The organism is Sphingobium sp. LSP13-1-1.1, from assembly GCF_040676415.1.
Lineage (GTDB): Bacteria > Pseudomonadota > Alphaproteobacteria > Sphingomonadales > Sphingomonadaceae > Sphingobium.
The window spans coordinates 64109-84961 of sequence record NZ_JBEGHU010000034.1; the positions used below are offsets into that span (position 1 = coordinate 64109).

Sequence of the window (20853 nt, forward strand, 5' to 3'; positions counted from 1 at the left end):
GTTCGAATGCGAGTCGCGCCTTTGCCGATCGGGGGCCTGGCGGCGAAGGCGGGGCACGCGCCCTGCCGACGCAAATAGCCTGGACCGGCCTGGATCAGCCCGCGCCCACCAGCGGCACAATGTCCACGGGGCGGCCATTGCGCCGCAGTTCGACCGTGACGCTGGGTCGCCCCGGCCCGGCATTCCCCAGCGGATCGCCCTGCCGCACCACATCGCCCACGGCGGCGTTCAGCCGCAGCAGCCCGGTGATCAGCGTCGTCCAGCCGCCGCCATGGTCGATGATGACGATCTGCCCGTAGCCGCGATAGGGGCCAGCAAAGACGACGCGCCCCGCGGTCGGCGCGACCGCCAGCGCATCGGGCCGCGTGGCGATGGTGAGGCCCCTTGACCGGACGCCGCCTTCCGACACCTCGCCCATGCCGGTCACCAGCTCGCCGACGACGGGCAGGCGATAGGGCGGCGGCGCGCCCATGCCGCGTGGACGGGCGGGCGCGGGGGCGCGGGCCTGGTCAGGTCGGGCGGGGCGCAGCAGGGGCCCCGGCAGGGCAGCCAGCCGGTCGCGCAGGTCGCCTGCCTCCTCCAGCCTGTCCATCAGGTCGACGATGTCGCGGGCCCGCTCGCCAAGGGCGAGCGCCCGGTCGCTTTCCAGATCGGCATTGGCGCGGTAATCCTGCGCCGCGAGCCGCTTTTGCGCTTCCAGCTTTTGCAGCGCGGCCTGCCTCTGCTTCAGGTCCTCCTGGCTCTGCGCCAGGGACGCCGCCGCCTGCTCGGCAGTGGCGCGCAGCGCGCGGCTGCGCTCCAGTTCCGCGCGCAGGCCGGCTGTCCGTTGCTCGATGACGGGCAGCACCTGTGCCAGCACGGCGCGCATATGGATGGCATCGTCGATCGATCCCGGCTGGACGAGCGCCAGCGCCAATGGTCGCTGCGCCATCATCTGCAAGGCGGCGGTCAGGCGCACCACTGGCTCCTGCCTGGCGGCCAGACGAGCGGCCTGCGCGCGCTGAAGCCGGGCGACAATGGCGATGCGGGCCTGCGCGGCCTGGATGTCGGCCTCTGCCTGCTGGATGCGGGCGGCCATGGCGGCGGCGCGGCGACGGGCCTGATCGGCTTCGCTGCGGGCCGCGGCCGCCTGTTTCTCCAGCCGCTCGGAACGCGACCGCGCTTCCTCCGACTGGCGGCGCGCGGTCTTCAGGGCGGCCTGTTCCTCGCTGAGGCTGGTCCCGCCAGTGCCCGTCAGGATGATGGCCTGCCCATCGGCGGCGGGCAGGCGCGATCCGGCGAGCGCCGCCGCACCAGCAAGACATGCCGCGAAGATTGCCGTCCGTCTCAACCAAGGCCCCCTGCCGGCCCGCTATGCCGACCGCATCTGACTAGGCCGTGTTTGGGCGGAATGAAAGAACCTCCATTCCCGCATATTCCTGATCGGCGCAGGAACACGGGTCCGGTGGGCGCTATCCCTCGCGATGATAGGGATGGCCGGCCAGGATCGAGCAAGCCCGCCATAATTGCTCGGTCAGCATGGCGCGGGCCATCATGTGCGGCCATGTCATCGCGCCAAAGGCGATCAGCAGGTCGGCCTTGTCCCGCTCCGCATCGTCGAAGCCATCGGCCGCGCCGATCAGGAAGCGGCATTCGCGCTTGCCGGAATCGCGCCAGCCCTCGACATGACGGGCGAAATCAAGGGAACTGAGTTGCCTGCCCTTTTCGTCGAGCATGACGGTCACCGTGCCCGGCGAGGCCGGCGGCAGCTTGCCGCCCCGGTCGGGCAGTTCGGTGATCTTGAACGGCATGGTCAGCCGCCTGGCATAACGGTCGACCAGTTCCGCTTCGGGCGAGCGCCCGATCTTTCCGCGGGCAATGATGTGGAGAAGCATGTCCCCCCACTAGAGCGGGTTTCGATCTGATTGAATCAGATCGCCGCTCTGGTTTCCTTGTTTTCCGCGATTTCTTAACCAGCGATCGGTTCCGATCGCTTGGAAATCGCTCTAACGGCTCAGGACACGCTTGTCGAAGGGCGGCTCAGGCGGTTCCCGCTACCGGCGCGTCGACGAAACCCCACATCCGTTCCAGATTGTAGAAGCTGCGAACCTCCGGCCGGAAAAGGTGGACGATCACGTCACCCGCGTCGATCAGCACCCAATCAGCCACGGGCAGGCCCTCGACGCGGGCGGAGCGGCCGGTCGCCTGCTTGATCCGCTCGGCCAGCTTCTGCGCCATCGATGCCACCTGACGGGATGAACGCCCGCTGGCGATCACCATATGATCGGCGATGCTGCTCTTGCCTTCGAGGGGGATGGAGATGGTTTCCTGCGCCTGGTCGTCGTCAAGCGACTTCAAGACAAGGTCGTGCAGGGCGGCAACGCTGTCGGCATTATGAGCCGTGTCGTTGGCGGGATGCGGTCTGGTCAAAGATGCTCCATTCTAGACAATCAACCGGCGCGTGAGCGGGTCGCGCACGCGTTTGTGTTCATATTCGCGATGCCAGAGGGGGTCTGCCTGCCGCAGCAGGGTCGCCGATCTTGGATCAGGGCGAAAGCGCAGAAGCACAAGCGCCGGCGGTCTCCAATCCGTCCATGCTGCACTCTGGCGTGCGGGCCGGACGAAGCGCCGCAGCCAGCTCATGGCCGATGAGCCACGGGCGTCCACATCATAGCCGGGCCGGGCGATTACGGCAATGGGCATAATCCGGGCTATGCCACGCCAGTCCCTCCATTGGCCGAACTGGGCAAGATTGTCCGCCCCCATCAACCAGATGAAGCGATTGCGGCGATAGCGGCTTTGCAGCGCCTTCACCGTGTCGATCGTGTAGCGGGTATGAAGCCGCGCCTCGATCGCAGTCGGCCGGATGAGGTTGCGCCGCGCAACTTTTTGCGCGTGGGCAAGGCGGGCGGGCAGGGGCGCCATGCCGGTTTTCGGCTTGAGCGGGTTGCCCGGAGAGACCAGCCACCAGACTTCATCCAGTCGCAGAGCATCGATCGCGAACAGGGAAATATCTCGGTGTCCGTCATGCGCCGGATTGAAGGAGCCGCCGAGAAGGCCGATGCGTTTCATGATTCGCCCATGCCAGTCAGCGGCCCCGCACGCAAATTCAAGGGGGGTGACGGGAGCACTCTCTTATTCTTAGCGAACTAATAAATAGCCGCGACAAGCAATCTCAGCGTCCCATCCTGTGGTGAACGGCATTGGTTAGCTTCCTAACTTCATGCCGCCTTCTATTCTGCCGCGTTCGGCAGGGCCCGAATCGCTTCCGCCGAAGAGGGTTCGCGGACCAGCGCCTCCACCGGCTCCAGTTCCTCCAGTTCTTTGCCACCCGTCTCGATATTGAGGTCGCGAAGCTTGCGCCCCGTCACCAGCACACGACCTTCGAAGCTGCCGACGAAGCTGTTATAATCGGCCACGGCCCCGTTCAGCCGGTTGCCCAGCTTCTTGAGCGAACCTGCCGCTCCGGCCAGCCGCTCATATAGTTCCTTGCCCAGCATGCCGATTCGCTTGGCCTCGTCCGCCATCTTTTCCTGGCGCCAAACCGCCGCGACGGTCCGGGCGATGGCGATGAGGTTGGTCGGCGTGGCCAGCAGCACCCGCTTTGCAAAGCCATGGTCCCAAAGCTGGGGATCATGCTCCAGCGCCGCGGAGAGGAAATGTTCGCCGGGCACGAACATGATCACATAATCGGGCGCCTCGTCGAACTGGTCGGCATAGCTTTTCCGCCCCAATGTATCGACATGCGCGCGCATGGCGGCGGCGTGGGCGGACAGCAGCCGTTTCCTCTCCTCCTCGCTCTCCGCGCCATAGGCATCCTGATAGGCATTCAGCGACACCTTGGCGTCAATCACCAGCGCCCGCCCGCCCGGAATGCGCAGGATCGCATCGGGGCGCAAACGGCCGTCCTCGCCCTCCACGCTCACTTCGGTCCGGAAATCCACATGCTCGGACAGTCCACAGGTTTCCAGGACATTGCGCAACTGCTGTTCGCCCCAGCGCCCGCGCGCCTTGGGTGCATGGCGCAGCGAATCGACCAGCCGCTGGGCCTCGGCGCGCACCGCCTCCTGGCCCGTCTTCATCGATTCGATCTCGCCGCGAAGGATGCCATAGGCCTCTGTCCGCTGTTGCTCGATCTGGGTGATCTTCTGGTCGTAGCGCTGGATCGTCTCGTTGACCGGATGCAGCAATTGCCTGAGCTGCGCCTCGCTCTTCTCATGCGCCTGCGTCATGCGCTGGTCGGCGCGTTCCAGGAAATGGCTCTGCGCCTGGTGCAGCAGCTTGCCGCCAATCTCGCTGAACTGGGCGGAAAGCTGCTCCTTCGCGTCCTTGAGCGCGGCGATCTGCGCCTCGAAGGCTTCCGCCCGTGCCTGCGTGTCGGATCGCAACGCCGCCAGTTCCCGCCCCGCCACTTCCCGCGCCGCGCGCTCCGCTTCCACCTTCTGCGCCAGATCCGCCGCCTGCGCCGCGCGTTCCTGCGCCACCACCAGTTCCTGGATGGCGGCATTGCGCTGGGCCGCCGCCATGTCGAGCTTGCCCGCCAGATCGGCCTTTTCCGCCAGCAGCGGAGCCACGGACCGGCCCCGCGCCAGCCAGCCGATCGCCAGCCCCGCGACCAGAGCGACAATGACAAAGATGGTGGCCAGGCTGTCCATATATGCCCCTTTCCAGAACGAAAGGTGAACCTAGCCGCATGACGTCAATGCCGCAAGTCGGATTGTCTCGCCACAGAATTGAAAAAACAGATAAAAACTTAAGAATAGTGACAAGTCGTAACCGATATTAAAGAGAAATAGTGCAAGAAATAGATTGTCGAATTTCCCTTTTGCACGCGTAAATCCGCTCCATTTCTGCCGAAATTATCAATGGATCATGTCAGTTGCACCGGTCGGGGGCAGGCCGATCGAGCGCGACGACGGTGATGATCGTCGAAATCTGCGCACTGACAGAGGTACTGCACACCCGTGTTCGATCGAATGAGCCTGCTGGCCATTCTTCCGGATATTCCGCATTGAAGGCGGGTTTTCCCGCCGCGATATAGGGCGCGGCATCGGAACAGAAATTGTCCAGGACGCAGCCTTCGAACAGGATCGCGTCGAACAGGGGAAGGAGCTTGGCGGATGATTTGCTCGCGTTCTTCTGCACCGGTTTCAGCCCATAGCCCCGTGCCCGAACCGACAGGGCGGTGGCATAATCGATCATATCCTGCTCGGTCAGGGCGAAGCCGGTGGTCGATGCGCCATCCTCGAAGGAATCCATGACGTCGAATTCGACATAATCAAATCCCTTGTCGCGGCACATGCGCAATCGGTCATCCATGATCTGGATGAACTCGGGATAGCGGCGGATGTCGATATAGCGTTCCCCCGCAAAACCGGGATAGCTGTTGCCCAACAGTCCGGAAATGGCGGCCAGGCTGGCATAGTCTGGACGATTATTTTCGGCCGATCCAATGTCGAGATAACAGATCGTCCTGATCCCGCTGGCCTTGGCAAGCGTCACATAACTCGTCGGCGTGTCGAACCCGTCGACGTCGAGATAGGCGACCGAAGGCGGCGTCGCCGGTAATCCCTGGCTCTGCAATATCCAGTCCCAACTGGACAGCGGCGTCGGTGACGGGGTCGGGCTGGGCGAAGGCGCTGGTGTTGGCGCGGGCGTCGGAGTCGGGGCGCTATTGTTGTTGGCGCCGCCACCGCTACCGCCACCACCACAGCCAGCAAGCATCAAAGCTGCCATTGCCAAGGCGCTGAGTTGCGAGAGATTTTTGTGAGCCGGAGACATAGTCATGGTCCCTGTATTTTGGGAACATTGATCGTGGATCACGAAATGGTTCCGGCGGGACGGGCAATCAAAACTGGCAACCTTATAAAGAAAAACAACTCCCTCTGGGATATACCCTAAGATATAAATCAAATTTTATAATCGACGATCTCATATGTCGAATGACAGACCCATCTATTCATGAACGGGACAATTTTATGGGAATGCTGGTTAAATGAAGTTGACATAAGATCGTATCTAACAGCACATTAACCATGGAAAAAAATTGTTAAAAATCGAGTCGCCCCAAGATTGCGTGGTTTGACTGTAGCCATATGCGGCGCTTCCGATGTTCGGGCCGCAAGGGCGTTTTGAGAAAAGTGAGCTTTTTACTCTGATATCGCCTTATTGGCGCGGATAATGGCCGGGACGGGCCGGATGGCATCGATTTATCGTCGATGCCAGGAGAAGTGCTGTCCTTCGTTGTCCAATATATGTTCTGTCTCGGCTTTGCCGAATAAAAGAAAAAACGTTCCGGTCGCAAACTTATGATGTGATTTCCAGGATCCATAAGTTTGGGGGTTTGTCATGACCTTTGGCCATAGCGTCACAATAGACGGCTCTCTGGATGACTGGTTTGCCACCGATCGGATCGATGACAACAGTAATTCCGGCTATCAGATCTATTCAACCGTGGATAATGGCGACTTCGTCTTCGCCCTGAAGGCGCCCGTCGCCATCGGCACGAATACGACGATCTGGCTGAACACGGATGGCAAGACGTCCACCGGCTATCAGATATTCGGCTATGCGGGCGGCGCGGAATATAACATCAATTTCGCCGCCGACGGGACGATCAATCTCTATACCGGCGCTGCAGGTGAGACCCTGGTGCTCGGCGGCCTGACCGCCGCCTGGTCCGCTGATCACACGACCGTCGAATTCCGGCTGCCGACCGCTTCGGTGGGCAATCCGGCGGCGATGTACAGCTATTACGACATCAACGACACGATCTTCCTGCCGTCGAACTACCAGTCTGCACCTTTCACGGTCTTCAATCAGCCGACGGCGACCGAGGCGCCCGACATGCGGATCGGCATCGTCTTTTCGCAGACGACCTCCGATGCCTATTTCAACTCGACCGCCTATTCCCAGCTCTTCATGTCGGTCCAGTCTCAGGCGATGCAGGCCGGCATCCCCTTCGACATCCTGACCGAAGCCGATCTGACCGACCTCAACAAGCTTTCCCATTATGACGCGCTGGTCTTTCCGTCCTTCCGCAACGTACCGGTCGACCAGGTGGAGGCGATTACCCACACGCTCGAAATGGCCAGCAAGCAACTGGGCATAGGGCTCATCACCGCGGGCGAGTTCATGACGAACCAGCCCTATGTGAGTGGAGGCACCATTGGCGGCGACCCGCTTCCGGGTGATCCCTATGCGGCGATGAAGGTCCTGTTCGACGCCACGCGGGTCACGGGGGGCACCGGCAACGTGCAGGTGAACGCGACCGACCCGGCGGGTCTAGTGCTGGATCACTATACGAACGGACAACTCGTCAACAGCTACACCAATGTCGGGTGGAACGCCTTCACCAGCGTCAGCGGCACTGGCCAGACGATCGCGACCGAAACCATCAACGGCGGCCAGACCTATACGGCGGCGCTCGCCACCCAGACGGGATTGGCGCGCAATGTCCTCTTCTCCAGCGACGGCGTCATGGCCGACGCCAATATGCTGCAACAGGCGATAAGCTATGCGGTCAACGGGACCGGCCTGTCGGTCGGCCTGCATCTGACCCGCGATTCCGGCATCGTCGCTGCGCGCGTCGACATGGATCAGAGCCAGGAACTGGAAGACGTCAATCCGCCGGGATCCACGCCGGGCATCTACGACAAGCTGTTGCCCATCCTCACCCAATGGAAGGCCGACTACAATTTCGTCGGCAGCTTTTTCATCAATGTCGGGAATGGAACGAACGGCACCGGCACGGACTGGGCCATATCGGCGCCCTATTACAAGGCGATACTGGATCTGGGCAGCGAGATCGGCACGCACAGCCTGACCCATCCTGACGATACCAACAAGCTGAGCGCGAGCCAGATCGCGACGGAGTTCGGCGGCAGCACCTCGATCATCAACACCCAGCTCAGCAATTATCTGGGCTACGCCTTCCAGGTGGCCGGCGCCGCTGTCCCCGGCATGCCGGAAACGCTGCCGGTCTCCCAGGAGATCATGAAATATGTGACGGATTATCTGACGGGCGGCTATGCGGCGCAGGGGGCGGGCTTTCCCAATGCCTTCGGCTATATGACGCCCGACAATCAGAGCCAGATCTATTTCGCGCCCAACACCTCCTTCGATTTTACCCTGGTCGAGTTCCAGGGAAAGAGCGTGGCTGATGCCACCAGCGCCTGGCTGGCCGAATTCGACAAGCTCGTTGCCAATGCGCAAACCCCTGTGATCGTCTGGCCCTGGCATGATTATGGCGCGGCGGACTTCGTGTCGGGCAGTCCGACGGCTGACGGCCCCTATGACATTTCGATGTTCAACGCCTGGCTGCAACATGCGGTCGCGGCCAACATGGAATTTGTGACACTGGACGATCTGGCGCACCGGATGACGGCGCTCAAGAGTTCGACAATCACCTCGACGGTGGTTGGAACCACCATCACCGCCTCCGTCACGGGAGCCAATGTCGGCAATCTCTCGCTCGATGTCGACCGCCAGGGATCACTGGTCATACAGAATGTCTCGGGCTGGTATGCCTATGACAGCGACAGCGTATTCCTGCCGCAGAGCGGCGGCACATTCACCATCCACATGGGCGCTGCGGCAGACGACGTGACCCATATCATCGACCTGCCGATGCGGTCGGTGCTGATGAACGTCACGGGTGACGGTCGCAATCTGGCCTTCTCGCTGGTGGGCGAGGGCAAGGTCATCATCGATATCGCCAATCCCGGCGCCAAGGGCGTCATCGTCAGCGGCGCCACATTGGCCAGCCAGGTCGGAGAGATCGTGACGCTGGATCTCGGCAGCTCCGGCCTTCACAATGTCACGCTGGAAACGGGATATCAGCCCGTGATCACTTCCGACGGCGGCGGCGACAGCGCGGTGTTTTCAAGGCCGGAGAACGGCACATTGGTCACCACCGTCACCGCCACCGATGCGGATGTCGGTGACGTCGTCGCCTATTCCATATCCGGCGGGGCGGATGCGGCCAGGTTCGCGATCAACAGCACGACCGGCGTACTTTCGTTCATCAACGCACCGAATTTCGAAGCGCCCACCGATGTCGGCCAGGATAATGTCTACAATGTGGTGGTCCGCGCCTCCGACGGCTATCTGTTCGATGAACAGGCCATGGCGGTCACCGTCACCAATGTGAACGAGGTGCCCGTCATCACCTCAAATGGCGGTGGAGCGTCAGCGGCCATCTCCGTTCCTGAAAACACCACCATAGTGACCACGGTCCAGGCGATCGACCCCGACGCGGGGACGACGCTGGTCTATTCGATCGTCGGGGGTCCGGATCGCACGGCATTTGCGATTGATCCATCGACGGGAGCGCTCAGTTTCCTGACCCCGCCCAATTACGAAGCCCCTGCCGATGCAAACGGAAACAATGTCTACAGCTTGACCGTCCGCGCATCCGACGGGACATTGTTCGCTGATCAGGCGATCAACGTCACCATTACCAATGCGAACGAATCCACGCCCGTCATCACTTCGGGCGGCGGTGGCGACACGGCTGCCATTTCCGTTTCCAGCGGCACGAAACCCGTCATGAAGGTGACGGCCATCGATCCTGATGTCGGCACGACGCTGGTCTATTCGATCGCCGGGGGAGCGGATGCCAGCAAATTCACGATCAACGCGTCGACCGGCCAGCTCAACTTCCTGAACGCGCCCAATTTTCTGCTGCCGACCGATGCCGGCAACGACAATGTCTACGATGTGACGGTTCGCGCTTCGGACGGAACATTCTATGACCAACAGGCCATTGCAGTGACCGTCACCATATTCAACGCACCGCCGATCATCACGTCCAATGGCGGTGGCGCGTCGGCCACGATCAATGTGGCGGAGAACAGGACGGCGGTGACGACTGTCCATGCGACCGATGTCAATATCGGCCAGACCGTCAGCTATTCGCTGGGATCGGCAGTTGATGGATCACTCTTCAATATTGATCCGGCCACGGGTGTCCTGACCTTCAAAACGGCTGCGGATTTCGAAAGTCCCACCGACTCCAATCAGGACAACCGCTACCAGGTGCAGGTGTTGGCGACCGACAGCCTGGGTGCGCAGGATTTCCAGAACCTGACCATCGTCATCACCAACGTCAAAGGCGTTTCGCTGACGGCGGCGAATGGCGGATCGACGCTGACGGGCACGGGGGAGGAAGATACGCTGAAGGGAGCGGCGGGCAACGACACGCTGATCGGCAACGGCGGCAACGACACGCTGGTCGGCAATGGCGGTAATGACGTTATCGATGGCGGAGCAGGCAATGATCGCATCACCGGCGGAGCGGGGGCCGATATATTGACGGGGGGTTCGGGTGCCGATCTGTTCATCTACAATGCAATCGGCAACAGCACGCCCCTCGTCATGGATCGGATCATGGATTTCGAGGATGGCATCGACAAGATAAGCCTGTCTGGCATCGATGCCAATATTGTGCTTGGCGGCAGTCAGCACTTCGCATTCGTTACAGGAGCCTTCACCGCGCCCGGACAGGTCCATGTCTATTCGGACGGCACGGATAGCTTTGTCGAAGCGAACACGGACAATAATCCTGCAACGATTGAAATGGCGATCCGGTTGATCGGTGTGCATAACCTGACCGCGAGCGATTTCCTGCTTTAGGCCTGGACATGAGGAGGGCGGGAACATGGCAGGGATCGGTTTCAGGCTGGATCGGATAGCGCGGGAGGAGGGGCTGGGCGGCATCGCCCGCGCCACTTTCCAGGGCGCTGTCATCAGCTCCGGTCCCTGGCTGATAACCGCTTGCGCCATATTCCTGCTTCAGGGCTGGACCCGCTCGGTCATGCAACCTGCCGACCATGTGATCGTCCAGACAAGCCTGGTCTATGCCTTTGGCGTGTCGACCGTCGTCACCGCGCCCCTGGCGATGATCGCCACGCGCATGGCATCGGATCGCTTCTACCTTGGGGAGCGGGATGCCATTCCATCGATCCTGATGGTCGCGATGGTGCTGGCCGCCATTGCGGCGCTGATTGCGGGCGATGTGCTGTTCGGTCTCGCTGCTGCCATGCGCCCGGACCAGTTCCTGCTGGCGACGGCCATCCTTGCCCTGTTCGCCCAGATCTGGATCGCCAGCCCCTTCCTCCATGCGACGTCGCGGCATGGGTCGATCTTCCTTGCCTATCTCTCGGGCATTGCCATGGCCGCCATCTGCCTGGCCATTGTTCGGCCGATGACGCCATCAGCCGTGCTGGCCACCATCGCCGCCGGCCTGGTCGTGACCTTGGCACTGCTGGTCAAGGCGATCAGGGACGATTTTCCGGGCAGCCCCGGCTGGCGGCTCGACTGGATCGGCCGTACGCCCGGCGTGGTGGCGCTGGGGGTGGCGGGCCTCGCCAATGCGCTGGCCATCTGGATCGACAAATGGCTGCTCTGGTGGGCGCCGGGAAGCATCCAGGCAGTCGGCGCGCTCAGGGTCAATCCGATCAACGACCAGGCCAGCTTCCTTGGCCTGTTGACGATGATTCCCGGCCTGACGCTCATCCTGGTGACGACGGAAACGCGGTTCGACCGCGCCTTTGCCGAACTGATGGCGCATTGCACGGGCACGGCCAACTGGCGCCGGATCGAAAAGGCCCGGCGGAAGGTGGGCAGCACGATCCGGCTGGATCTGCGCCTGCTGGTGGTCGAACAGGCGATATTGGCCAGTTTCTGCTGGGTCTTCGCGCCGGAGATCGTTCGGCTGCTGGACCTTAATGCGCGGGCCATATTCGGTTTTCGCCTGACCGCGGTGGGGGTGGTCTTTCACCTCGTCGTCATCCAGATGAGCATCATCCTTTCCTATTATGACCTCACCGGCCGGATCGTTGTCGTCTGGGGCAGTTTCCTGATCGCCAGCGCCATCGGAACGTGGCTGTTGCGCGATCTGGGCTTTGCCGGTTTCGGCTTCGGCTATCTGGCGGGGGCCGTCACCGGCGCATCGCTGGCGGTGGCGCTGGTGGCGCAGGCCACCGGCAACCTCACCTATCTCCTGTTCGTCGGCAACAATCCGGCGGTGGTCGGCAATGCGAGGTTCTGGCCATGAGCCCGGCCTCTCTTCGCCGCCGCGACCTGTTCGCCCTGTCGCTGATGGTATTCGGCCTGTCGGCGCGAGCGGTCCCCAACACCGACCATGCCGGGGCCTGGGGCGTGGATTATGGCCACGCCACCGATCCGGCTGTTGCCCGCCGGTTCAGGCTGCTCGTGCTCGAACCCGATTTCCCGCGCCCCGTGACCCCGCTGCGGGCCGAGGGGAGCCGCTTGCTCGGTTATATCAGCATGGGTGAAGTTCATGGGGGGCGTCCCTTCGTCCCTGAACTGGAAAGGGCGGGAGCGCTGCGCCAACCCAATCCCAACTGGCCCGATGCACGCCTTGTCGACCTGCGCGATCCCACCTGGATGAAGCTGGTGCTCGACCGGCTGGTGCCGGCAATCCTGGAGAAGGGCTATGATGGCATCTTCATGGACACGCTCGACAATGCGGAGGCGCTGGAACGGCAGGACGCCGATAGGAACAAAGGCATGACCGCCGCCGCCGCCCGGCTGGTGGCGGCCATTCGGGAGCGGTTTCCGGGCATCACCATCATGATGAACCGCGGCTATGGGTTGCTGCCGGCGGTTGCGACCCGGATCGACCTGGTGCTGGGGGAGGCCATGGCATCCCGCTGGAACTTCGCGGATGGGCGCTATGAAATGACATCCGCGGACGATTGGGCGTGGCAGGCCGGGCATCTGCTCGCCGCGCGCCAGCTCAACCCGCGCCTGGTCCTCGCCACGCTCGATTATTGGGATCCTCAGGACGAGGCGACCGTCGCCAGCCTCTATGCGCGTGAACGCGCCGCCGGGTTCCAGCCCTATGTATCCACCCTGGCCCTCGACCGGCTCATTCCGGAGCCCCGACCATGAATCTCAGAGCCATCAATATTCAGGCGCTACGCAAGCCGAACATGGTTTTCCTCGGACCGATCCTGGGGGGAGGCGTGCTGCTTGCCGCCACGCTCGTGCTGATGCCCAATCGCTGGCAGATCGCAGACGCCATACGCCGGGGCACATTCTCGCCGCCGCCCGCCGCCATTCCCCTGCCGCCGCCCGGCATCGCCCAGTTGATGCAGCGCTTTTCCGAAGGCAGGCGGCTGGCATCGCCCGATCTTCATCGCCTGATGGCGGCATCGTCCGCCACGGGCAGCGCCTCCACGCTTTCGGCGATCGCCGACGCATTGGCAAAGAACGGCGCCCCTGTCGCGACCGACCGGGTCAGCTATGACATCATGGCCGCCGGCCGGCCGGACGTCGCCCTCACCTTTCTGGAAAGCCGCCCGGATCGCGCTGCTCCTGCTCTTTGGCGTCTGCGCTTCGACCTGCATCGCAAGACCGGCGACATGGCGGGTGCCGCCGACCTGCTGCGGTCTGCCGTCATGACGCCCGGAAACGCGCCGCCACAGGATCTCGCGGAGGCGGCCTATGCCCTTGCCACGCCCGAGCTGTTGATCACCGCCGCCGAACATGGGGCGATCCCGCCGCTCAGCCAGGCGCAGTCACTCGATCTGGCATCATGGGCGAACACGGCGCAGCGCTATGACCTGATATCCCGCATCGACCGGGCGGGTACGCCCGGCTGGCGCGCCGACAATCCCTGGCTGGCCATGACATTGGCGCAACGGTCCGGCGATACCGGATCGGCGCTGCGCTACGCCGCCCTGCTGCCGTCCGGCCGCGATGCCGCACGGGAGAGCATCGTCATGGCGTCGGGCAATCCGCAGGGCATTCGGCAATATCTGCTCGCTCAGGCCTCCGCCAGGGGCGCCGATCGTCCCGCCATCGCCCAGCGGCTGCTGGAAAAGGGTTTCCGCCCCGACGCCATTGCGCTGCTCAGGCAGCAATCGGCCCAGGAAGCGGGTGACGGGGGTGCTTCGGCGCGCATGCTTTATCTGATGGGGCCGCGCCCGACGGGGGAGGATCTGGACTGGTTGCGGTCCCGCGCGTCGGCCGACTCGCGCTGGCTGGCTGCCTATATCGAGCGGGAACAGCCCGCCAAGGTGCTGGCCTTCGTCGAATCCCGCCCGGCGGCGGATAGCAGCGACATGCTGGTGCAGCGCATCGCGCTTGCCAATGCAGCGCGGGATCGTGTGGCGGCGGCGCGGGCGCTGGACGGGTTGCTTGACGGCCGCCCATTGACCGCCAGGCAGCTCAAGGCCGCCGCCACGGCCACCGTTCCGGCGGACAGGGCCGGGCACTATGCGCTTGCCCTGGCCCGCGCCCGGATCGCGGCGGGGCAGGGGGAGCCGTCCGACCGCCTGAGCCTGGCCTGGGATGGCTGGGACAGGGGAAATGCGGAGGAAGCCGTGGGCTATTTACAGGGTTATTTGCGGGATCGGCCCGATGACCGGGCCGCGCTGCGCCTGATGGCGGACGCGCAGGCGAAGTTGAAGGGAGAGGTCGCCGCCCGGCCCTGGCTGGAACGGCTTCTGGCCATCACGCCGCCATCGATCGATCGGGCAGATCTGCTGAACCGGCTGGGGCGCACGGCCGACGCCATGGCGCTGGTGGAAATGTTGCGTCGGGTATCGCCCGGCGACCGCAGGCTGGACATCATGCTGTCGCGGCTGCTGATTGCCTCCGGTGATCCTGGACGGGCAAGAAAGGTGCTGCGGCCGTGACGCCACTTGTCGCCGCCCTTCTGCTGCCAGCGCCGCCGCTGCCCTTGCTCGTCGCGGCGCTGCCGCCCGATACCGGCGTTTCGGCTTCGGCCGAGGTGCGGACGGTCGACCTGCAATGGAGCGGGGACGTGCATCTGCAACTGGAAAATAATGGCTATGAACTGGTTGTCCGCTTCGATCGGCCGATAGCGGATGAGAGGCTGAAGGATTTCGCCAGCATGGCGGGCGACGACCTCGCCGATCTGCGCTGGAACGACAACAGCCTGTTGTTGCGCGCCGCAGCCGGACGTCGGCTGGAGGCCGTCGCCGAAGCGCGAAAGCTGCGCGTCCGCTTCGTTCCGGAATCGCAGTCCCCAGCCGCGCCCACGATCGCCAGCCCGCCGTCCTCGTCCGACATCGACGTCGAACTTGCCATAGCCAGGGCGCAGGCCGATGCAGCCGCCGGCTATTCCGACCTGGCGCGGCGGCGGCTTGCGCCGCTGGCGGCCGCGCATCCCGACGACAAGCGGATTCAGCGCCTGCTGGCCGATATGGAAATTGCCGAAGGCGCGCTGGCGCTGGGGGCGGGGCGCTACCGTAATCTGGCGGCGGACGACCCCTTCGCACGGCAGACCCTGGCGGAAGCGGGTGGCAATGTCGCAGCGGCGCTGACATTGCGCGGGGGCAAGGTCTTCTGGCAGGCGGAGGGCGGTCTCAACGGCATGATACCGCTGGACGCCCAAATTTCCGCCGGGGCAGGCCTGCGCTGGTTCCGCTCGGAAGCCGACACGGTCTATGGACCCACCGGCATTCTCAGCAACCGCACATCCCGCTCCACCATCGGCGACCTGTTCGCCACGATCAACCTCGGGCCTGTCTCGCGGCTGGAACTGCAGGGCAGCGCCCAGCTTGACGAAAAGGTCGCCGGCGCCGGTTTGCGTCTGTTCGCGGGGCCGCCCGAAAGGCAGGGGCGGCTGGTGCTGGCTTATCATCTGCCCGATCTCGCCACGCCTGAACAGTCGACCTTCGGCGGCCACATCAGCCGCGCCGGGCTTGGCGGCACGATCCGCCTGACGCCGGAACTGGTGGTGCAGGCGGACGGCGCCTGGAACGGCTATGGGCTGAGAGGCACCGGCGCGCGGACGCGCAGCTTCACCGCGGCGGGCGGCTTCGACTATCTGCTGCGGCGGGGCAAGCCGTCGCTGGCGTTCAGCTATCGGCTGGACGCCGAATATGTCGATCACACCGGCATAAGGCCGAACGGCCTCGCCTATATTCCGCTGAGCGACCGGGAGAACCACAGCTTCCAACTGGTGTCCGGCATGTCCTGGACCCGGTGGCAGTTGACGGGTGCCGCCGGCTGGACCTTCGACCGGAAGGGCAAGACCAACGGCCCGACCGCCAATATCAGCGCCACAGGGCGGCTCAGTGACGGCTGGCGCCTGCAGGCGAGCGGTGGCGTCAGTTCCATCAGCCGGCCCGGCATTTCGGGACGGCAGCTTTATCTGCGCATCGCGCTGACGCGCTATCTGGGGAGACATTGATGCTGAAGAGGCAGCCCATCCTTTTGCAAGGCGCAGAAATGCTGGTCCTGTTCGCGATACTGATCGCGATCGACCACGGGCTGTCGCATGGTGACGCTTATTCCGGTCTGAACCCCAATCCCTACTGGTTGCCGGTGCTGGTCATGGCGATTGCCTATGGGACGGGCATGGGATTGGTGGCGGGGGCAATCGCTTCGGCGATCTGGCTCTGCCAGGCGAACATCTGGTCCGGATCGGCAGATCATCTGGAGCAGCAACTGCGCCTGTCCATCCAGCCGATGCTCTGGATGGTGGCGGCGCTCATCGTCGGCGAGGTGACGGCCAGCAGACGCAACCGGATCGCCGATCAAAAGCGGCAGCACCTGGCCATGCTGCGCGACCGGGAGAAGCTGGCCAAGGTGATGGCGCGCCTGGCGGACACCAACCGCAGGCTCCAGGTGCGGATCGCAACCGAACAGCGGACGGTTGTAGAGGCGATTGCGGCCGGCCTCGACCTGTCGGAATCCGATTCCGAACATCAGATCGATGCCGTCGCCCGCATGATCGCACTGGTCGCCCGGACCGAGGACTTCACCTTCTACGACGTGCGCGGGAGCCAGGTCGTCGCCCGCTTTTGCGGCAGGGCGACTTCGGGCCAGGCACGCGACCTCAGCAGGTCGATGCTGGCCGAGGCCATGTTCGCAAAACCCAGGGTGTTGCAGAATGACGATCCGGCGGATCAAGCCATTCTGGCGCAGGTTGGCGCCATCGCCTTGCCGATCATGGGGGCAAGGGATCAACTGGTCGGGATCATCATCATTCACAATGTGAGCAGGGTCACCGCAGCCTACAGGGCGCAATTGCTGCAGGTCACCGATCTGCTCGGCAAGAGCTGCGCGCTCTTCGGGCGGGAGCCTGCTTTCCATGCCAAATGGCAGATGCCCGAAGAGAAGGTGGCGTGATCGCGCTGCTCGCCCTTGGTTCGATCATCGATCTTCTCCTGCTGGCCCAGGCGCTGTTGGCGGGGGCCACATCCATTTACTGGTTCGCGCCGATGCATATGGCGCTCGCCATCGCCACGCTGCTGATCGTGGTGCGAAGGCTGCACGGAATGAGCGCGTTGCAATCCTTCGCCTTGCCGGTCGGCGCGGCGCTGGGCGCGCCGGGCATGTTGTTGTGCCTGTTGATGGCGCCGCTGGCGGGCAGTTCCAGGCGCAGGAAGCAGATCGTCTACAGCAATATCCGCATCGGCCGCTATCGGATCGGCAATGCCCTTTCGCCGGTCGAGCGGCTGGGACGGATACTCGACGAGCGGGTACGCTATCCCGATTGCGATGAAATCGGATCATTGGCTACGATCCTGCGCCACGGCAGCCTGCAGGCGCGCTACAGAGCGTTGGAAACGGCCGTGACCTCGTTCGAACCGCGGCTTTCCCCGCTGATCGTCATGGCCCTGTCCGATGAGGATCAGACCATCCGCGCCCTGGCTGCGGCCGCCGCGGCGCAGGTCAGCTATAATCTGACCCTGCAGATCAGCGAATTGCAGGCGCGCATCGCGCCGGCGCAGGATCCGGACGACCGCTATGCGCTGGCGATGCTGCTCGCCGACCATGGCTGCTTCAACCAGCTTTTGCCGCAGTCTCAGCGGGCGCGCCTCTGTCAGGATGCCTGCCGGAAGTTGGATGAAATCACCGAACAACTGTCCGCCACGGACATTCGCCGCCGGGCGCTGCGCACGGCGCGGGCCCATGTCCGGCGGACGATGGAACAGGACAGGGAAGCGCAGTCCAGGCCCATTCGCAGCTTCCGGATGGAGCTGTCGCCCTGATGCCCGACCGTGCGGACAGCGATGTATGCCTGATCGTTGAGGGCGCCTATCCTTTCGTCATCGGCGGCGTATCGAACTGGCTGCAGGATCTGGTCCTGTCCATGCCCGACCTGCGATTTTCCCTGGTCGCGATCAAGGCCGGGTCGATGGAACAGCCCTGGCGAATGACGCCGCCGCCCAATGTCGTCGAGGTGATCGAAGTCCCGTTGCTGATCGAACCGTGCCTGCCGCGCCGCTATCCGGCGCCGCAGGTGAAGCGCATCGGCCGGTTGCTGCTCGCCTTCCTGTCGACGGGAGGAAAGGATGACCTGATAAGGCTGCGGCAGGAGATCGGGAAACTGAATCCGCCGCCGGCCGCGGGCGATCTGTTGTCCAATCCGGAGATATTTGACCTCTTCACCCATTATTATGAAAAGGCCTTCCGTTCCGCATCCTTTCATCATTTCTTCTGGGCAATGCGGGTGCTGCTGGGCGGCTTGCTCAAGATGCTGCTGGCGCCATTGCCCCGGGCCAGGGTCTATCACACCATTTCCACCGGCTTTGCGGGTCTGCTGGCGGCGCGCGCCGCCTATGAAACCGGCAAGCCCGCCTTCATCACCGAACATGGCATCTACATGCTGGAGCGCCAGATAGAGATCATGATGGCGGACTGGATCGGCGACCAGATCGAAACCGGACTGACGCTCGACCGGGAAGGGCATGACCTGCGCGATCTCTGGCTGGCGGTGTTCCAGACCTATACGCGCGCCTGCTACGATGCCTGCGATCCGATCATCGCGCTCTATGGCGCCAACAACCAGACGCAGCGGCGGCTGGGCGCCCGGCAAGAGCGATTGAGGGTCATTCCCAACGGTATCGAGGCCGACCGCTTCTGCCATATCGAGCGCATGGGCGATCCGGCGCGCCCCCTGGTGGCGCTGATCGGACGCGTGGTACCGATCAAGGATGTGAAGACCTTCGTCCGGGCGGCCGGCTTCGTCCTGGCGGAAATGCCTGAAGTGCGCTTCGCCATATTGGGCCCGATGGACGAGGATCCCGACTATGCCGCCGATTGCAAGGCGCTCGTCAAGGAACTTGGCATCGGCAATGCGGTACAATTTGCCGGGCGCGTCCAGGTTGCCGAATGGTTGCCGCGCATAGACCTGCTTGTCCTCACCAGCCTGTCGGAAGCCCAGCCGCTGGTCATATTGGAAGGGGGGGCATGTGGCGTGCCGGTGGTCGCACCCGATGTAGGCAGTTGCCGAGAGATGATCGAAGGACGCTCGCCCGACGTGGATCGGCCCGGCGGCATCGTCACCGAACTGGTCAATCCGGAAGGAACGGCGGCCGCCATCCTCCGCCTGTTGCGCGCGCCGTCGCTGCGCCGCGCCATGGGCGAAGCGCTACGCGATCGCGTGGTCAAGGACTATGACAGGCGCGCCATCATCGCGGAATATCGGCATATCTACAGCATGCTGGGCGCCCAGGCCCGTTTTTCGGAACTGCAATGATCAATGTTCCCGGAAGGAGAGCCACAGCGATTGGGTAAGCGGCTCCAGTGCATATTGCAGGGCGGTCCGGGCACGAAGCGGCACCAGCACCTGGACCGGCATTCCGGCCTTCAGATTGAAATCCTCTCCGCGCCTGCTGCGGATGATGTCGAGTTCCTTTGACGGGACCGTGATTTCGCCGGTGTAGAAGGATTGGCCGGTCTTCTCGTCCTGGAAACTGTCCGCCGACAGCCGGGTGATCCGGCCGTCCATGATCGGCAGGTCGCGCTCATGCAGGCTGTTGAAGCGTATCTGGGCGTCCTGGCCCACCTTCAGGTCGTCAATATCTTCCGGCGAAATGCGAGCCTCTATGACCAGGCCCGCATGGTCGGGTACGATGTCCATCAGCTTCTGGCCCGGTGCGATCACACCGCCCACGGTGAAAACGCTCAGACCGACGACGATGCCGGTTGCGGGCGCGCGGATCGCCAGCCGCGCCAGTTGATCCTTGGCCGCGCGAAATTTGGGGGCGATCTCGTTCAGCGAAAATTCGACGTCGCGCAGCTCAGACGCGGCCCGCTCCCTATAGGCCTTTTCCGCTTCCAGAGCCTTCAGGCGGTTTTCGCCGGCCTCCGCGCCAGACCGGGCAATGCTGGCCGAATATTGCCCCTCTTGCCCATGAAGGTCGGCGCGCGCGCGTTCCAGTGCCCGGATACGGGATTTGGAAACAAAACCCTTCTCCGCCACGTCGCGCAGGCTGTCCAGTTCCTCGCCGATCAGCCGGGCCTGCTCCGCCGATGCTGCCAGTTGCGACCTGTATCCGCGCGCTGTTTCCTGCACCTGGCCGGCCTGTTCGTGCAGGACGCCGGTCTGCGCCGTCAGCACGGAGGCGCGGCTGTCGAACTGGGTCGTCTGAAGCTTGATCGCCTCCTGCGCATCCTCCTTTTCCTGTCCCTGAAGCGTCGCGAATTCGGCGGGCCATTCGACATGACCTGCGCCAAGCTGCTCGGCCATCAGCCGGGCGCGCTGTGCCTGGAATCCGATATATTGCGCGCTGTACATGCGCGCCTGCGCCCGCACATCCGCGGCCGCCAGTTCCATCAGCGGCTGGCCCTGACGGACATGCTGCCCTTCCTTGACGAAGATGGCGCCGATCACGCCGCCGTCGCGATGCTGGACGGACTGGCGCTGACCCTCCACGGTCAGCCGTCCCTGCGCATAGGCGGCGGCGTCGAGCCGGGCAAAGGCGGCCCAGCCCAGGAAGACGACGAAAAACAGGAACGCGATGATGATGCCGGTCCGCATGTCCCGGTCGGGCCGGTCGTCGATCACCGGCGTCTCATGGCTGGCGGGATAGGTCAGGCGGATGGCGCCGCTGGCGTCGCTGAGTTCGATGTCCCCCATGG

15 protein-coding genes are annotated in these 20853 nt (G+C 63.6%); 8 read left to right on the top strand and 7 right to left on the bottom strand.

Features of this window, described 5'->3' with window-relative positions; all coding sequences use genetic code 11:
• Positions 1 to 94: 94 nt before the first annotated feature.
• The 6 genes from MRBLSP13_RS15555 to MRBLSP13_RS15580 all read right to left on the bottom strand — a co-directional run bounded on the left by MRBLSP13_RS15555 (position 95) and on the right by MRBLSP13_RS15580 (position 5715).
• Positions 95 to 1330, bottom strand: coding sequence for a murein hydrolase activator EnvC family protein (locus MRBLSP13_RS15555; RefSeq protein WP_363755411.1), 1236 nt, complete (start codon positions 1328 to 1330; stop codon positions 95 to 97).
• Positions 1331 to 1451: 121 nt separating this feature from the next.
• Positions 1452 to 1874, bottom strand: coding sequence for a 23S rRNA (pseudouridine(1915)-N(3))-methyltransferase RlmH (locus MRBLSP13_RS15560; protein ID WP_363755413.1), 423 nt, complete (start codon positions 1872 to 1874; stop codon positions 1452 to 1454).
• A 145-nt stretch (positions 1875 to 2019) separates the two neighbouring features.
• Positions 2020 to 2409, bottom strand: coding sequence for a ribosome silencing factor (rsfS, locus tag MRBLSP13_RS15565; protein WP_007686701.1), 390 nt, complete (start codon positions 2407 to 2409; stop codon positions 2020 to 2022).
• A gap of 12 nt (positions 2410 to 2421) precedes the next feature.
• Entirely contained in the window at positions 2422 to 3054 is a 633-nt protein-coding gene (locus tag MRBLSP13_RS15570; RefSeq protein ID WP_363755711.1) for a nicotinate-nucleotide adenylyltransferase, read from the bottom strand.
• Between the two features lie 158 nt (positions 3055 to 3212).
• The gene (gene rmuC / locus MRBLSP13_RS15575) at positions 3213 to 4634 is read right to left on the bottom strand and encodes a DNA recombination protein RmuC (protein ID WP_363738400.1); all 1422 of its coding nucleotides are present in this window, start codon (positions 4632 to 4634) and stop codon (positions 3213 to 3215) included.
• A 220-nt stretch (positions 4635 to 4854) separates the two neighbouring features.
• Entirely contained in the window at positions 4855 to 5715 is an 861-nt protein-coding gene (locus MRBLSP13_RS15580) for an endo alpha-1,4 polygalactosaminidase (protein ID WP_363755415.1), read from the bottom strand.
• 612 nt (positions 5716 to 6327) lie between these two features.
• Here MRBLSP13_RS15580 and MRBLSP13_RS15585 point away from each other — a divergent pair.
• Genes MRBLSP13_RS15585 through pelF form a run of 8 tightly spaced genes read left to right on the top strand, consistent with a single transcriptional unit; the run spans position 6328 to position 19468 of the window.
• Entirely contained in the window at positions 6328 to 10614 is a 4287-nt protein-coding gene (locus tag MRBLSP13_RS15585; RefSeq protein ID WP_363755417.1) for a cadherin domain-containing protein, read from the top strand.
• A gap of 25 nt (positions 10615 to 10639) precedes the next feature.
• Positions 10640 to 12037 carry an exopolysaccharide Pel transporter PelG gene (gene pelG / locus MRBLSP13_RS15590; protein ID WP_363738406.1) on the top strand — a complete coding sequence of 466 codons (1398 nt, stop codon included), beginning with the start codon at positions 10640 to 10642 and terminating at the stop codon, positions 12035 to 12037.
• Positions 12034 to 12897, top strand: coding sequence for an endo alpha-1,4 polygalactosaminidase (locus tag MRBLSP13_RS15595; RefSeq protein WP_363755419.1), 864 nt, complete (start codon positions 12034 to 12036; stop codon positions 12895 to 12897). Before pelG ends, MRBLSP13_RS15595 begins: the two co-directional genes overlap by 4 nt.
• Complete coding sequence (locus MRBLSP13_RS15600; RefSeq protein ID WP_363755421.1) at positions 12894 to 14648, top strand: tetratricopeptide repeat protein; 1755 nt, start codon at positions 12894 to 12896, stop codon at positions 14646 to 14648. Before MRBLSP13_RS15595 ends, MRBLSP13_RS15600 begins: the two co-directional genes overlap by 4 nt.
• Positions 14645 to 16171 carry a hypothetical protein gene (locus MRBLSP13_RS15605; protein ID WP_363738412.1) on the top strand — a complete coding sequence of 509 codons (1527 nt, stop codon included), beginning with the start codon at positions 14645 to 14647 and terminating at the stop codon, positions 16169 to 16171. The genes MRBLSP13_RS15600 and MRBLSP13_RS15605 overlap by 4 nt, the downstream gene beginning before the upstream one ends.
• A gap of 38 nt (positions 16172 to 16209) precedes the next feature.
• On the top strand, positions 16210 to 17112 hold the full coding sequence (locus MRBLSP13_RS15610; RefSeq protein ID WP_363755423.1) for a hypothetical protein: 903 nt from the start codon (positions 16210 to 16212) through the stop codon (positions 17110 to 17112).
• Entirely contained in the window at positions 17082 to 17978 is an 897-nt protein-coding gene (locus MRBLSP13_RS15615; protein ID WP_363755425.1) for a hypothetical protein, read from the top strand. The genes MRBLSP13_RS15610 and MRBLSP13_RS15615 overlap by 31 nt, the downstream gene beginning before the upstream one ends.
• On the top strand, positions 17978 to 19468 hold the full coding sequence (gene pelF / locus MRBLSP13_RS15620; RefSeq protein WP_363738417.1) for a GT4 family glycosyltransferase PelF: 1491 nt from the start codon (positions 17978 to 17980) through the stop codon (positions 19466 to 19468). Before MRBLSP13_RS15615 ends, pelF begins: the two co-directional genes overlap by 1 nt.
• On the opposite strand, the gene MRBLSP13_RS15625 is transcribed toward pelF, so the two are convergent.
• Positions 19469 to 20851: an HlyD family type I secretion periplasmic adaptor subunit gene (locus MRBLSP13_RS15625; RefSeq protein WP_363738419.1), complete on the bottom strand. Its 1383-nt coding sequence runs from the start codon at positions 20849 to 20851 to the stop codon at positions 19469 to 19471.
• Between the last annotated feature and the right edge of the window lie 2 nt (positions 20852 to 20853).